The 14,247-nt window shown below is 58.7% G+C and carries 12 protein-coding genes; all 12 read right to left on the bottom strand.

Translation table 11 applies throughout. The annotated features are described in order from the left end of the window. Positions 1–10 precede the first annotated feature (10 nt). Positions 11–1,774, bottom strand: a complete 1,764-nt coding sequence (locus JI62_RS01095) for an ABC transporter permease subunit (protein ID WP_088698393.1) — start codon at positions 1,772–1,774, stop codon at positions 11–13. A gap of 13 nt (positions 1,775–1,787) precedes the next feature. Then, complete coding sequence (locus tag JI62_RS01090; protein WP_088698392.1) at positions 1,788–3,302, bottom strand: ABC transporter substrate-binding protein; 1,515 nt, start codon at positions 3,300–3,302, stop codon at positions 1,788–1,790. Between the two features lie 141 nt (positions 3,303–3,443). Beyond that, positions 3,444–4,319 (bottom strand): ABC transporter ATP-binding protein, encoded by an 876-nt coding sequence (locus JI62_RS01085; protein ID WP_088698391.1) that lies wholly within the window; start codon positions 4,317–4,319, stop codon positions 3,444–3,446. Continuing rightward, positions 4,320–5,180, bottom strand: a complete 861-nt coding sequence (locus JI62_RS01080) for an ATP-binding cassette domain-containing protein (protein WP_088698390.1) — start codon at positions 5,178–5,180, stop codon at positions 4,320–4,322. It lies immediately after the preceding gene. Between the two features lie 205 nt (positions 5,181–5,385). Beyond that, positions 5,386–6,855, bottom strand: coding sequence for a carbon starvation CstA family protein (locus JI62_RS01075; protein ID WP_088698389.1), 1,470 nt, complete (start codon positions 6,853–6,855; stop codon positions 5,386–5,388). Positions 6,856–7,085: 230 nt separating this feature from the next. Next, complete coding sequence (gene sodC / locus JI62_RS01070; protein WP_088698388.1) at positions 7,086–7,637, bottom strand: superoxide dismutase family protein; 552 nt, start codon at positions 7,635–7,637, stop codon at positions 7,086–7,088. Positions 7,638–7,721: 84 nt separating this feature from the next. Next, positions 7,722–8,891, bottom strand: a complete 1,170-nt coding sequence (locus tag JI62_RS01065; protein WP_088698387.1) for a M20 family metallopeptidase — start codon at positions 8,889–8,891, stop codon at positions 7,722–7,724. After that, a complete protein-coding gene (locus JI62_RS01060; protein ID WP_088698386.1) occupies positions 8,876–10,297 on the bottom strand; it encodes a M20 family metallopeptidase in 1,422 nt (473 codons plus the stop codon). Before JI62_RS01060 ends, JI62_RS01065 begins: the two co-directional genes overlap by 16 nt. Positions 10,298–10,335: 38 nt before the next feature. Beyond that, positions 10,336–11,340, bottom strand: coding sequence for an ABC transporter ATP-binding protein (locus tag JI62_RS01055; protein ID WP_088698385.1), 1,005 nt, complete (start codon positions 11,338–11,340; stop codon positions 10,336–10,338). After that, on the bottom strand, positions 11,337–12,386 hold the full coding sequence (locus JI62_RS01050) for an ABC transporter ATP-binding protein (protein ID WP_088698384.1): 1,050 nt from the start codon (positions 12,384–12,386) through the stop codon (positions 11,337–11,339). Before JI62_RS01050 ends, JI62_RS01055 begins: the two co-directional genes overlap by 4 nt. After that, positions 12,379–13,287, bottom strand: coding sequence for an ABC transporter permease (locus tag JI62_RS01045; protein WP_088698383.1), 909 nt, complete (start codon positions 13,285–13,287; stop codon positions 12,379–12,381). The genes JI62_RS01050 and JI62_RS01045 overlap by 8 nt, the downstream gene beginning before the upstream one ends. Positions 13,288–13,298: 11 nt before the next feature. Then, entirely contained in the window at positions 13,299–14,216 is a 918-nt protein-coding gene (locus tag JI62_RS01040) for an ABC transporter permease (protein WP_088698382.1), read from the bottom strand. Positions 14,217–14,247 lie beyond the last annotated feature (31 nt).

Raw genomic sequence — 14,247 nt, 5'->3', positions numbered from 1 at the left:
CTCTGTTCGCCTAACGCGCTGGTCGGCGGGAGCCTGCAAGACTGGAGAGCGACACCGCGAGTACCGACAGCAAAATCAGCGCTAGCGCTGGGATCAGCACCGCCCAGGGGGCGCGCTCGATGTAGGGCATGCCTTCGGCCAGTATCAGCCCCCACTCGGGAGAAGGCGGGCGCGGTCCAAGGCCAAGAAAGCCCAGGGCTGCCAAGGCCAGTGCTACCCCAGGCAAACGCAGCATGGCGTGGCGAAATACCGGGCCAAGCACGGCGGGCAAAATGTAGCGGCTCATTAAGCGGAAGTGGCCCACGCCCAGGATCGGTGTGATGCGCACATGGGGCTGGGCTTTGGTTTCCGCGACCAGGGCGGCGGTGTGGGCCGCCAGCGGCGCCCAGGCCACGACAGTCACCGCAATAATCGCCCCACTGGCGCTTGGCCCCATCACACCCGCTACGATAAGCCCTGCAATGGCAGGCGGTGTGGCTTTAGTGATTTCAATCGGGCCGGTGGCTAGCCGGGGGGCTAAGCCAACCAGTAACCCTAGCAGCAAAGAAAAGAACACCACGACCGTCGCCATCCCCATGGTGGATAGCGCTCCATGGGCTACCCGCGCCAGAATATCCCGGCCGGTGCCGTCGGCGCCCAGCGGCAACGCCAGGCTGGGCGGCTGTAAACGCATAAAGGCTGAGCTAAACGGGTCGCGGCCAATCCCCGCTGCCACCAGCAGCACCAGCAGCATAATAGCGATGGCGGGCACCACCCATGCCCAGCGCTGAACGCTTTGCTCGTGCTGTGCCACTGGCAGCGCCCCGACTCGAAAAGCCCGGCCTAGTAGCAGTGCGCGGCCGATGTTGGCCAAGCTGCCCAATACAATAGCGATAATCAGCAGGATCAGAATGCCGGTTTGTAGGGCAGGCATATCCTGGGCCGATGCGGCGCCCAGGGTGGCTCGGCCAAGGCCGGGAATCGAAAACACCTGCTCGACGGCAATGGCCCCGCCGGTCAGGGCGACCATCACCATGCCCACCTGGGGCATTAGGCTGGGCAGGGTTCTGCGCAGTGCTGCCAGGGTAATCCGGCTGCGGGAAAAGCCCGCCACGTTCCAGGTGGCAACCCAGCGCTCGGTGAAGGTGGCTGCAAGACCGTCGCTAAACAGCCGCCCCAGAAGGCCGCCCGCGGGAAGGCCTAGCGCAAAGGCAGGCAGTACCGCGTAGCTGAGGCCACGCCACCCATAAGGCGGCAGCCAGTTTAGCCAGGCAGCAAAGATCACCAGCAGGATGGAGGCCAGCAGAAACTCGGGCAGCGCCGTGAGCGCGGCGCCAATCGCGCCGGATGAACGGCTAACCTGGCCATTTAAACCACGACGCACCACGGGCACACAAATCAGCGTAGCAGTGACGACAGCCACCAGCATACCAAACGCCATTAGGGTGAGGGATACCTGGGCGCTTTTTAGCATGCCCGGCAGTACAGGGGCGCCGGAAATCCAGGAGTTACCCGCATCGCCCTGCAGCAGCCCCATCAGCCAGCTCTGCAGCTTTTCGAAGGGGCCTAGATCCAAACCCAGCTGGGCGCGAATAGCGGCTAGCGCCTCGGGCGTCGCTTCCTGCTCGGCAGAGCGCGCCCGCAAAATGCTCAGCGCTGGATCCCGGCCGGATAACCACGGCAGTAGCCCGACCAGCACCACTACGCAGGCTAATGTTATCAGGCGTGACAGCAGCGGAATAAAGGGTTCGATGCGCAAGCTGCGCCATAGGCGCAGCGGTGTTGCGGTTGTCATGCGCGGCGTACCCTCAGGAGTCACTGTCGGCGTCAATGGATGTCTTCTCAGTGATCAGCATACGCTCGCGGGGGTCACGCTCTGCGTTGGTAACTCGGGCAGATTCCCCCTGAATAACGCGCTCATGCAGCATGGGTATCGCTGCATCGGTGCGCAAAATAGCGGCTTCAGCAGCAATGATTGCCTGACGGCGTTCGTCGCCCGTGGGCAGTACCGCCGCCTTGGCCAGCGCTTCATCCACCGCCGGATCGCACAGCTGGGCGATATTGAAGGAGCCTTCGCAGGCGAAGTCGCTAAACATATAAGCCACCGGGTCGCCGGAGTCGAGGACGGTGGCTCGGGAGAGAATAAAGGCATCAAACTCACCGGCAAGGGCGTCCGCTTCGATATGGGCGTACTCACGCACTTCCTGGTTAACGCTAAAGCCTGCTTGGGTCAGCTGTTGTTCAAGCAGTACCGCCACTTCGGGTAGCTCGGCGCGGTCGGTAAACGTTGCCAGGGTGATCTCGGTACCGTTGGGATCGGTGGGCGCAGTGCGATCCTCAATCGGAGAGCGGTAGTCGCTTGCCCAGGCCAGTGCGGGGCCGAGTAGCCCTTCGGCGATATCGGCGCGGCCTTCGTAAACAGTGTTGACGATAGCGGGGCGGTCAATTGCTTCACGGGCGGCGGCGCGCAGGCCGGGGTCGCTCATGGGGCCTGATTCGGTATTCAGGTAAAGCGTATTGGTGCGCGGCATGGGCACCTCAAAGACCAACTCAGGGTCGAGTAGCGCTACCTGGGAGACCGGGATGGCTTCCACCACATCGGCCGCGCCGGTTCTCAGGGAGGCCGCCCGAGCGGTGCCATCGGGCACATAGTCGGCGTCAATGCCAGCCACCGCGGCAGGTTCGCCCCAGTAGCCGTCAAAGCGGTCTAACCGGGCGCTGGTGGTGCCGTTGATCTCTTTTAACACGAAGGGGCCGGTGCCCGCTTCAATGGGGTTAACCCGGCCATCTTCACCGTAAGCGCTGGCCGCTAGAATCGCCAACTGCGGGCTTGAAAGGCGATTAGGGATTAGCGGGTCAGCTTTTTCCGTGCGCACAATCACCGCGTTATCGCCATCGGCTTCGATGGTCATGTTCACGCCGTCTAGAATCCGCGGTTTCGGGGCGGCCTGGGTGGCGGCGGTGAGTGAGTTCACCACATCGCTGGCGGTTAGTGGCGTGCCATCATGAAACGCAACGTCATCACGAATCACAAATCGCCAGGTGTTGGCCTCCAGCTGTTCCCACTCGGTGGCCAGAAACGGCTGGGGGTCGCTGCTGGCATCCAGACGAATCAGCGTTTCCGCCGTGCTCCAGCGGGATAGCTTAAAGGCATCGTCGGAAAGTGGCGTTAAGCCAGAGCGCGGTGGTTGTAGCATTGCCACGCTAATACGCTCACCGGCTTCGGAAGAGGTGCTCTCGCGCTGTTCATCAAAACAACCGGCAAGCAGTAGCGGCGTGGCAAGGGCAACGGGCAGAGACAGGCGAAGCGAGCGGCGTAACATCGTAACGACTCCTAAAAATAAGCGGCTAGTCATACCTGGGAAAATGAACAACGGCACAGCCTTGCGGTGTGCAAATGGTTAAGCACTGCATCAAGCGCACCCAATGCAGCTCAAGGGGTGCATCAAAACGGCGTGGAGGATTTACACCAACGCTTCAACCTCCGCGGCATTGCAGTCGGGGAGCGCGCACTTGGGCAACTGCGAGACTGCATTGATTAGCGCCCAGGTAGCCGGGTGGCGGGGGGTGCGCCATAGCCCCGCGGTTGGTCGGTCTTCGACGATATTGCCGTCATGCATTACCAGCGTGCGCTGGCACAGTTGGGCGACCACCGATAAATCGTGAGACACCATCAGTAGCCCGGTACCATTCTCATCGCAGAGATTTTTCAGCACCTTGATGACCTGGGCGCGCACCGGTAGATCCAGACCGCTAAGTGGCTCATCGGCCAACAAAAAGCGCGGGCGGGTGGCAATTGCCCGGGCAATGGCCACACGTTGCGCTTGGCCGCCGGAAAGTTGATGGGGCTGGCGATCCAAAAACGGCGCGTCCAGGCCGACCTGCGCCAGGGCTTCGCGCGCGCGTTCGTCAGGGTCACAATCGACGTGCAGCCGGATCAACGGCTCACTTACCAGGGCGCGAACGCTCATGCGTGGATCGAGCGACGAGGCCGGGTCTTGGGGAATGTACTGAACCGCCCGACGGTACCAGCGTAGTTGGGCAGTGGAGGCGGGGCGCACGGGCCGATGCTGACAAGTAATCGATCCGCTATCGGGCGCTTCAAGCGCCAGCAGCGAGCGCAGCAGGGTGGTTTTGCCCGAACCGGAAACGCCCACGAGCCCCACCCGCTCGCCTGGATAAAGGCTCAGATCGATGTCGTGCATAATCCGTTTGCGCTCGCCCGCTCGCCAAAACACCTCGCGGGGAAGGGACACGCTTTTATTGAGCCCGTGTGTGCAGAGAAACGCTTCGCTGCTATTAAACGCGGCTCTTTCAATAGGTAGCAACGGGCTTGGCATCTAGGCGCTCTTCAAAAGATCGTTTGGAGTTAAAACATCGGTGGCTGCCTGAGGGCTTAGCGTTGACGGTTGAACGTTATGCGCTGCGGCGACCAGTTCCTGGGTAAAGGCGTGCTGCGGGTTGGTAATCAAAGTGTCTAACTCGCCGCTTTCGATCATCACGCCGCGCTCAATAATCACCGCTCGCTGGCATAGCTGTGAGGCGGCGTGCAGATCGTGGGTAATAAATAGCATGGCGGTACCCGAGTGACCGGTATGCTCACGTAATGCGCTCAGCACTTGGGCTTGAGTGACCACATCCAGTGCCGTGGTGGGCTCATCGGCCACCATCAGTGAGGTTTTGCACGCCATGGCCAGAGCAATGCAGACCCTCTGGCGCTGGCCGCCGGAAAGCTCGGCGGGTGTCCGCTGGATTAACCGTTTGGGGTCAGGAAGATCCATTGATGCCAGCAGCGCCATGGCCGCTTGTGTGGCAGCCTTGCGCGATAGGCCGTGATGGCGGATAAACGGTTCGCGTAACTGGGAACCAATGGAAACCAGAGGATTAAGGGCTGAGAGTGAGTCTTGAAATACCATCGAAACGCGGGTTTCTGCCCGGCGCCGTGCGGCGGGAAGGGCAATCGCCTCTTGGCCTTGAATGCGAATGCTGCCTTCGACTTGGGCATGAGGCGGTAAGAGCCCTAATACCGCTTTTGCAGTGAACGATTTACCCGACCCAGACGCGCCTAGCAGGCAGACACGCTCGCCGGGCATCACATCGAAGGAGAGCCCATCGACGATCTGCTGTCGGCCAATTTGAATGCCCAGGCCACGCACGGATAAGACAGGTTCAGGTACGGATAGCGTGGAGTCACTGCACATTGACAACATCTCTGGCGGGGTCGGTAAATTATAAATGATCGTTATGATATAACGTTTGATTGTTGGGCGGCAATACGGATAGCCCTAAGGCGTTTAGTGGCAGGACAAACGACAGCTTGAGAGGTAATCAACAGATATAAAAAAAGCGCTGAAAAATCAGCGCTTTTTAGTAGCCAAGCGGCACCTGCGGCCGGTTTGCAACGGGTTATTTTGCGGCGTTGGCAGCGAGAGGTTCTTGCGTGCCGAAGTTGTCGGCTGGCTCGTCTACCGCAAAGGTCGCCCGGCTCAAGCGGCGGACACGCTTCATAAACAGCGCAATGCAGATTAGTGTACCCAGTGCCGCCACCACATAGCTTAGCTGCAGCGGCAGACCAAAACCGATCGGCGCGTAGGCTAAGTAGGTGAACGTTGCCATGGTCATAAAGGTGGCGGGGATCGAGGTAATCCAGTGAGGCTTACGCGACAGCACCAGGTACATAGTGCCCACCCATAGCGCGATCACGGCGGTGGTTTGGTTGGCCCAGGAGAAGTAGCGCCACAGCAGTGTGAAGTCCATATGGGTTAGCGCATAGGACACCACAAACAGCGGCAGAGCGACCATGATGCGCTTAACGATCGGCTTTTGATCGACCTTAATATAGTCAGCGATAATCATCCGCGCGCTGCGGAAAGCGGTATCGCCCGAGGTGATCGGCAGCACAATAACGCCGAGTACGGCCAGGGTGCCACCTACCGCACCGAGCATGGTGGTAGACACTTCACTCACCACTGCTGCAGGGCCACCAGCAGCCAGTACATCAGAGAGCGACTGGTCGCCGTAGAACAGGCTCATGGCAGCGGCTGCCCAGATCATCGCGATAATGCCTTCGGTGATCATCATGCCGTAGAAGATTTTGCGCCCGTTGGTTTCGTTTTGCGTGGTGCGGGAAATAATCGGCGTTTGGGTGGCGTGAAAACCGGAAAGCGCGCCGCAGGAGATGGTTAAAAACAGCAGCGGGAAGATTGGTGCGGCATCAGGGTGCATGTTCTGGAACGAGAGCTCGGGGATCGGAGCGCCGGTGACCACCAGGCCAATACCGATACCTGCAGCGCTGAACAGCAGCAGGGCGCCAAAGTAGGGATAGATACGGCCAATGACCTTATCAATCGGCAGCAGCGTGGCGATCAGGTAGTAAATAAAGATGGCGACAACGATCAGTGTCAGCGACAGCGAGGTCATATTGGCCAACAGCGCCGCGGGGGAGGTCACAAAGACCGTACCGACCAGCAGAAGCAGCAGAATCGCGAAGCCATTGACGACGTGCTTCATCGCTTTACCCAGGAACTTACCGGCCAGTTGCGGTAAATGGGCTCCGTGGTTACGGATCGAGATCATACCGGTCAGGTAATCATGCACGGCACCAGCAAAGATGCAGCCAATCACAATCCACACAAAGGCGACCGGGCCATACAGCGCGCCGAGGATCGGGCCAAAAATAGGGCCAACACCGGCAATATTTAGTAACTGGATAAGCGAGTTGCGCGTGGTGTTCATCGGCACATAGTCGATGTTGTCGCGCATGCTGAAGGCGGGCGTCTGGCGTTTACGGTTAGTCACAAACACGCGCTCAACGAACTTCCCATAGGTAAAGTAGCCCGCTATGAGTAGCAGGATCGATACAATAAAGGTGATCATCTAAGGTACCTAGAGCAGTAAGGGGATGGGCGAGCATGCCAATGAGCACACAAGCAGGCACTTCTTAAGCAGGGCTGAATTTACAGATAAGTGCTATAAAATCACAGTTAGACTTTAGTGGGCCGCAAACAAAAAACGGACAGCCATAGCTGCCCGTTTTCCCTTATCAGCGGCGTCTGATGTTTTACGACCCCGCTTTTACCAATGAGCTTTTTTTAAAGTTTCACCCATTAAGATTCCACGACGCCACAGGCCATACGGGTGCCACCGCCGCCAAGATGGGGCTCATCTTTGTAGGTGTCGCCACCTTCATGAATCATGATGCTGCGACCTGGCATATCTTCCATGCTCAAGCGCGGTGCCAAAACCGGTAGGTTAGCTTCGCCATCTTCATTAACCGTCAGCACAGGTAGGTCGCCTAAATGGCCTTCGCCATAGGGGCCCTGGTGGGTGCCGGTTTCTTCGGGGTCATAGTGACCGCCCGCCGCGAAAGCAGCGGTCATTTCGCCGTCGTCATTCTCGGCAGGATCGCAGCTGGCGTTCTGGTGAACGTGAAAACCGTAAACACCGGGTTCAAGATCCGTTAGCGAAGGGGTCAGCAGTAAGCCGTGATCCGTATGCTCAAGGGATACGGTACCGATTGACTCTTCATTACCCTCGGTGCTGACTTTATGCATCTCGACATCAAGCGTTTCATTCGCTTGTGCCGCTGAGGTAGCGAGCAGCAGCGAGGCGGCAATAGCGGTAAGCGGTGTTGAGAAACGTATAGTGGAATAGCGCATGGTGATCTCCTTCCGAATCCATGGAAACGCTGTGGCAGCGTTGCTTATTCAAGGTAGCTGGCGAGCCGTTACTTCGCCACCCGCCTAGCGAGGATCTGCTGAGATATGTTGTAAATTCAGTAAAGTAGCCGTTAGTGCTTGCGTCCGCGGCACCAGCGTATCGAGTAAGCAGTACTCCTCATCAGTATGCATTTTCGCACCGACCGGGCCGAGGCCACACAGCGTGGGAACGCCCAAGCTGGCCGTCCAGCCCGCATCGGAACAGCCGCCGGTAAATTCGCCATCGACAGCAAAACCGATCGCTTTAGCTTGCGATTGATAAAGCGCAAACAGCGCGCTGCTCATACGCTCTTCAAGCGGGAAGAACTCCGATGTCTGCTCGATGGTGGCTAGCGTGCCGGGAATATCAGGCTCGGCGATTATCGCCTCAATGGCTAGATAAAGCTGGTCACGTTGCGCTGTGGTAACAAAACGGACATCCAACTGAGCAGAAGCCGAAGGCGCGACGGTGTTGCGAGATACGCCGCCAGTGACAGTGCCCACATTGGTGGTTATGCCTGCCTCGTAATCGGTCAGCGCATGCAGTTTGATGATCTTGCGGGCGAGTGTTTCGATGGCGCTGGCACCATCGGCATGGCTCACGCCGGAGTGGGCGGCTTTGCCGGTGACGTTGATTAAAAAACCAGCGCCCCCTTTTCGGCCCGTGACCACATTGCCGCTGACGCGCCCAGGCTCGACGTTCAATACGGCACGTGCCCCCTCTGCCGCAGCCTCAATAAACGGCCGTCCATCCGGCGAGCCAATCTCCTCATCGGCGGTAAACAGGGCGCGAACGGGCAGCGGGCAGTTGGGCAGACGGCTTAGCGCGCGCAGTACAAAGCAGTTCATCACCAGGCCGCTTTTCATATCGGCAACGCCAGGGCCAAAGCCAAGGTTCTCTTTTTGGCTATAGCCTCGGCCCGCCACTGTGCCGGTAGGAAAAACCGTATCCCGGTGGCCCATAAGTAGCGCATGGCCTTGGCCAGCCTCACCCAGTTGGGCCTCTAAAATATCGCCTGAGTCGGGGCGTTGGTGGCGTATCACCGTGATGCCATCCTGTTCGAGCCACTGGGTAATCAGGTCAGCCACCTCATCGTTACCCGCTTTGTCGTAGCTATTGGAGTCGATATTGACCAGGGCCGCTAAGCAGTCAACCATTGCCTGCTGCTGTCCCTCCAGCCAATCGCAGGCTTGTTGTATTAGTGGCTCTTGCATGACGCTCGCTCCTTATGAATCTCTGCACCTTGGGCACTCAAATCCCAGAATAGCCCTGCCATTAATATAAGCGCTTCTGAGGCAATGCTTCCCAACAGGTGTTCATCGGGGGCGTGTTGCGAACAGGAGGGGTAGGAGTGGGGAACCCATAGTGTGGGTAAGCCCAGCGTCTCGGCAAATACATCGTTGGGTAACGAGCCGCCCAGGTTAGGTAACAGCGTGGGCGTTTTATGGGTCGATAGCTGCATTGAGGTTAACGCCCAGCTCACCCAGGGGTCTTCAGGATCAAGCCGCGTCGCATTCATCTGTGACATGCGCGCCGCGCTCACTTCAATATCGCTATAGCCGTGTTGATCCAGGTGGTGGCGCAAATGGGCTAAAAAGTTATCCTGGTCACTGCCCACCACATAACGCAGCTGGCAGTGGGCGTAGGCGTGGGGTGGAATCGCATTGGCCGGGGCATCCGGGTTGCCTGCCTTCATGGCGAGCACTTCTAGCGTGTTCCAGCCAAACAGGCGCTCAGCGGGGGATAGCCCTGGCTCCCCCCAGTCGGTGTCGATGGCGGGGGCATTGTCACCAACCCCTACCTCGAGTAAGGCAAGCGCTTGGCGCACGGCGTCGGGTATCGGCGCTGGGCGTAACCCTTCAATCTGGATCACTCCATTGGCATCTACCAAGGTGGCAATTGCATTGGTTAACCGCACGGCAGGGTTTTTGAGCACGCCGCCCCAGTTACCCGAGTGGTGTGCGCCTTCACGGGCTTGTAGTTTAAGGTCAAAATTGAAGGAGCCCCGTGAGCCTAAAAACAGCGTGGGGGCGTCAGCGTTCAAACGGGGGCCATCCGAACCGATAAACATATCGGCCGCCAGCCGCTCGCGGTAGCGGTGGCAGACCTCTTTTAGCCCCGGCGATCCGGTCTCTTCGCCCATCTCCAGCACCAGCTTCACGTTATAGCCCAGATGCCCTCCGTTGGCTTTTAGCACACAGCCCAGGGCGGCTAAATTAATCGTGTGTTGGCCTTTGTTATCGGCGGTGCCACGGCCATACCAGCGATCCCCCCGCTGGGTGATTTGCCAAGGTGACAGCCCGTCGGCCCACTGGTCATCATAGCCACGTATTACATCGCCATGGCCGTAGGTTAATACGCTGAAGGCGGCCTCTGGCTCAACTCTTTCCGCGAGAAGAAAGGGCCCAAACCCTGCCACCGGGTTATTGACGATTTCCCATGTAAAACCGAGCTGCTCAATGTCTGGGATAATCTGTTCCGTCAGATAAGCGTGCAGTTCCTCCTGCCTATTCGATTCCTGGCTTTCACTGCGGATGGCAATACGCGGGGCAAGCTGAGCATAAAACTCACCACTATCAAAATAGGCTTTGGCATTGTCTAAGGCGTGTTGGCGCGACATAACTATTCCTTTTAACGTGAGGCGTTAATTAACCGCTGTTAGGCAAAGTGGCAGGCGACACGCGCCTGATTGCCGTGACGAGTCGCCTGAGCAGACGTCTGAGCAATAGCGCTCAGCGTTGGCGCCTGCTGTGAGCATGTGGGCTGAGCAACGGGGCATCGAGGGTGGAAGGCACAGCCCGAAGGTGGCTGTGTAGGGTCGGGTTGCCCCGCCCCAAGGCCGATATCAGGCACGCCCAAGCCAGGCTCTGGGGTCAGCGCAGAGGCCAGCAGCGCTTGGGTGTAAGGGTGGCGGGGCGCGGTGAAGATTTGTTCACGGGTACCCTCTTCGACAATTTGCCCCAGGTACATCACCGCCAGCCGATCCGCCAAATGTTCCACCACGGCGAGGTCGTGGCTTATAAACAGATAGGTAAGACCAAACTCATCTTTAAGGTCGAGCAGGAGATTGAGAATCTGGGCCTGAACCGACACATCCAGTGCGGAAGTGGGCTCGTCACAAATCACCAGGTCAGGGCGCATAATCAGTGCCCGGGCAATCGCCACCCGCTGGCGCTGCCCGCCAGACATTTGCCCTGGGTATTGCTGGGCCGCGCGTTTGGGCAGCCCGACCAACTCGAGCATCTCCTCGACTTTTACGGCCTGCTCCTTGGGGGTGCCGATGGCATGAATACGCAGCGGTAGGCCAACGATCTGGGCAATCCGCTGGCGGGGGTTCAGTGATGAGTAAGGATCCTGGAAAATTGGCTGTATATGGCGGGCCAGTGCCTTTTGGTTAGCGTTAACAATCGCTTTGCCATTGATCAGCACATCGCCTGCGCTAGGGGGCGTCAGCCCCAGCAGCATTTTGGCCAGGGTGCTTTTACCGCAGCCTGATTCGCCCACCAGCCCCATCACCTGACCGCGGGGAACGCGCAGCGATACATCGTTGACGGCTTTTAAGGTACGGCTTTTATGCAGCATCCCGCCGCCCAGTTTGAATGTTTTGGACAGCGCGCAGAGCTCAAGGGCAAGCGGGTCAACAGGGATTTCGGCACTGCTCATAGCGTTACCTCCTGAGCGTTTAGCTGCGCTGGGTTTGATAGCTGATGAGCAAAGTGGCAGCGCGACAAGTGACCATCTGCGACGGTTTGCAAGGGCGGTGTGGTGTGACAAAGCTCATCCGCTTGGTCGCAGCGATTACAAAAGGCGCAACCGTCAACTTTCTCTACCAAGTTGGGCACTACCCCTGGAATAGCCTGCAAACGGCTGCCCGGCAGCGTTTTTCCGGGTGTCGGTATGCAGCGCAGTAATCCTTGGGTGTAGGGGTGGCTAGGGGCTTGAAAGAGCGCCTGGGCAGAGGCGGTTTCAATCACTTCACCGGCATACATCACGGCAACCCGATCGGCGATGCGTGCGACGACGCCTAGATCATGGGTGATGAAGATAACCGCCGTGCCAAACTCCTGCTGCAGGTCGCGCAGCAGGTGCAGGATTTGCGCCTGAATCGTAACGTCTAGAGCTGTGGTGGGTTCATCTGCAATGATCAAATCGGGTTCGCACATTAGCGCCATGGCGATCATGACCCGTTGGCGCAGCCCGCCCGAAAGCTGGTGGGGGTATTGGCGCATACGCTCTTCGGCGGCGCTGATGCCTACTCGTTTAAGCAAATAGAGGGCGCGGTCGTGGGCCGCTTTACGCGATACACTCTGATGGCGGCGCAGGGCTTCGCAGAGCTGATTGCCCAGGGTGTAGGCGGGGTTGAGGGCGGTCATGGGCTCTTGGAAAATCATCGCCATGCGCGCACCGCGCAGGTTGCTGCGCTCGCGATCGGAAACCGTCAGCAGATCAACGCCGTCAAAGTTGAGGCAGTCGGCGTTGATCTGCGCTTTGCGCGGTAGCAGTCCCATTAATGCAAGCGACGTCATGGACTTGCCACAGCCCGATTCGCCCACCAGGCAGAGCATTTCACCCCGTTCAACGTGGAAGTCGATTCCCCGCACGGCGTGAAGGGTACCTTTTGCTACCGGCAAGTCGACGCGCAGCTGTTTTACGGTGAGCAGTGGTGAGGCTGGTGCTGTTGAGCGCTCAGCTGAGGAGAGATTACTCATTGCGGCCTCCTGGTGCGCTGAGATCGCGCAGTCCATCGCCTAGCAAGTTAATCGCCAGCACTAGAATAAATAGCGCGCTGCCGGGAATCGTAATCACCCAGGGCTGAAAGAACATATAGGCTTTGCCTTCGGCGATCATCAGCCCCCAGGAGGGCGATGGTGGCTGCACGCCCATGCCCAGAAACGACAGCGTTGCTTCGAGCAAAATGGCGTTGGCGACCTCAAGCGTGGCCACCACGATGAGAGCACCGGCAATATTGGGCAGCACTTCGCGCAGCAAAATATACGGCAGCGGACAGCCCAGTGCCTGGGCAGCCTGTACGTACTCGGCATCGCGCAATTGCTGAGTCGCCGAGCGGGCAACGACTGCAAAGCGATCCCATAGCAGCAGCCCCAGCAGCAACGTGACGGTTAGCATCGAACCGCCCATCAGCGAGGCCATGGCCAGGGCTACCAATACCACGGGCATAGCAAGGCGAGTGGTGAGCAGGTAGCTCACTACGGCATCAACGCGACCGCCGAAGTAGCCTGCCAGCACGCCCAGAGTGGTACCAATCAGCCCTGAAATCAGCGCCACCACCAGCCCGATAAAGAGTGAAATTCGGGTGCCATAAATCAGTCGGCTCAGATAGTCACGGCCGAGGCGGTCGGTGCCTAATGGGTGCGTCCAGCTACCGGTTTCGTGCCAAATAGGTGGCACCATGCGGTTAGCGGTATTCTGTAAATAGGGATCATGAGGGGCTAGCCAAGGGGCCAGAAGCGCCACAATCCCTAGTGAAGTGATGATCAATAATCCTATGGTTAAGCTGCGGTTATTGAGCGTGCTGCGCAGTAGGCGAGATTGCCAACTGCCGACTAAGTGTTGCTCTGCCGCCACCGGTGAGGAAAGGGTGTGTGCCATGGTGTTCTCCGTTAGCGCGCGCGTAGGCGTGGGTCTAAAACTGCGTTGAGAATGTCGGCAAGCAGCGTCAGCACGATATAAAACAGCGCAATGATCAACACGATGGCTTGAACCACCGGATAGTCATTGCGTGAAATCGCGTTCCAGGCCAGTTGCCCTAGCCCGCGCAGCGAAAAGACGGTCTCGATGACCACCGAACCGCCGAGCATAAATCCCAGCTCCACGGCGGCCAGCGCCACCACCGGAATCACCGCATTGCGTAGCGCGTGTTTGAAAATCACCGTGCCGGTGTGCAGCCCCTTGGCCCGGGCGGTGCGAATGTAGTCAGCCTCTAGGACTTCCAGCATGCCGCTGCGGGTTAGCCGCATCATGGCGGGGGTGGCGTAATAGCCCAGCGCTACGGCGGGCAGTACAAAGCCTTGCCAGCTATCGCTACCCGCCGCAGGAAACCACTGCAACTTGACGGCAAACACAATGATCAGCGTTAAGCCAAACCAGAAATTGGGCATGGCCTGGCCAGTCACCGCAATCGCCATGGCCATGCGGTCTATCCAACTGCCCCGCTTGAGGGCAGCTACGACGCCGAGGGGTATAGACACGCCTAGTGCAATTGCCAACGCTAATATCCCTAGGGTCATCGTTACCGGTAGGCGCTCGACCACCAGATCCATGACCTCGCTCTGATAGTAGTAGGAGCGCCCAAAATCGAGCTGAACCGCCCCCCATAGCCACGTGGTAAATTGCTCAAGCACCGGGCGATCCAGGCCGTACTCAACGCGGATTTGCTCCACCTGTTCAGCGGTGGCCTCGGGGCCGCCAATGGAGAGCGCCAAGTCCCCTGAGAGCTGCAGCAGACTAAAACAGAGCACCGAAATGGTGAACGCGACGCTAAGGGCTATCAGCGTGCGCTTGAAAACAAATGCCCACATAAAGCATCACTCCCTCGCTGCGGAAAGCGAG

Origin of the sequence: Halomonas campaniensis, from assembly GCF_002211105.1 — a bacterium.
Classification (GTDB): Bacteria; Pseudomonadota; Gammaproteobacteria; order Pseudomonadales; family Halomonadaceae; genus Vreelandella; species Vreelandella campaniensis_A.
The sequence above is the reverse complement of the archived record's forward strand: the minus strand, read 5'-3'. Positions and strand labels throughout refer to the sequence as shown.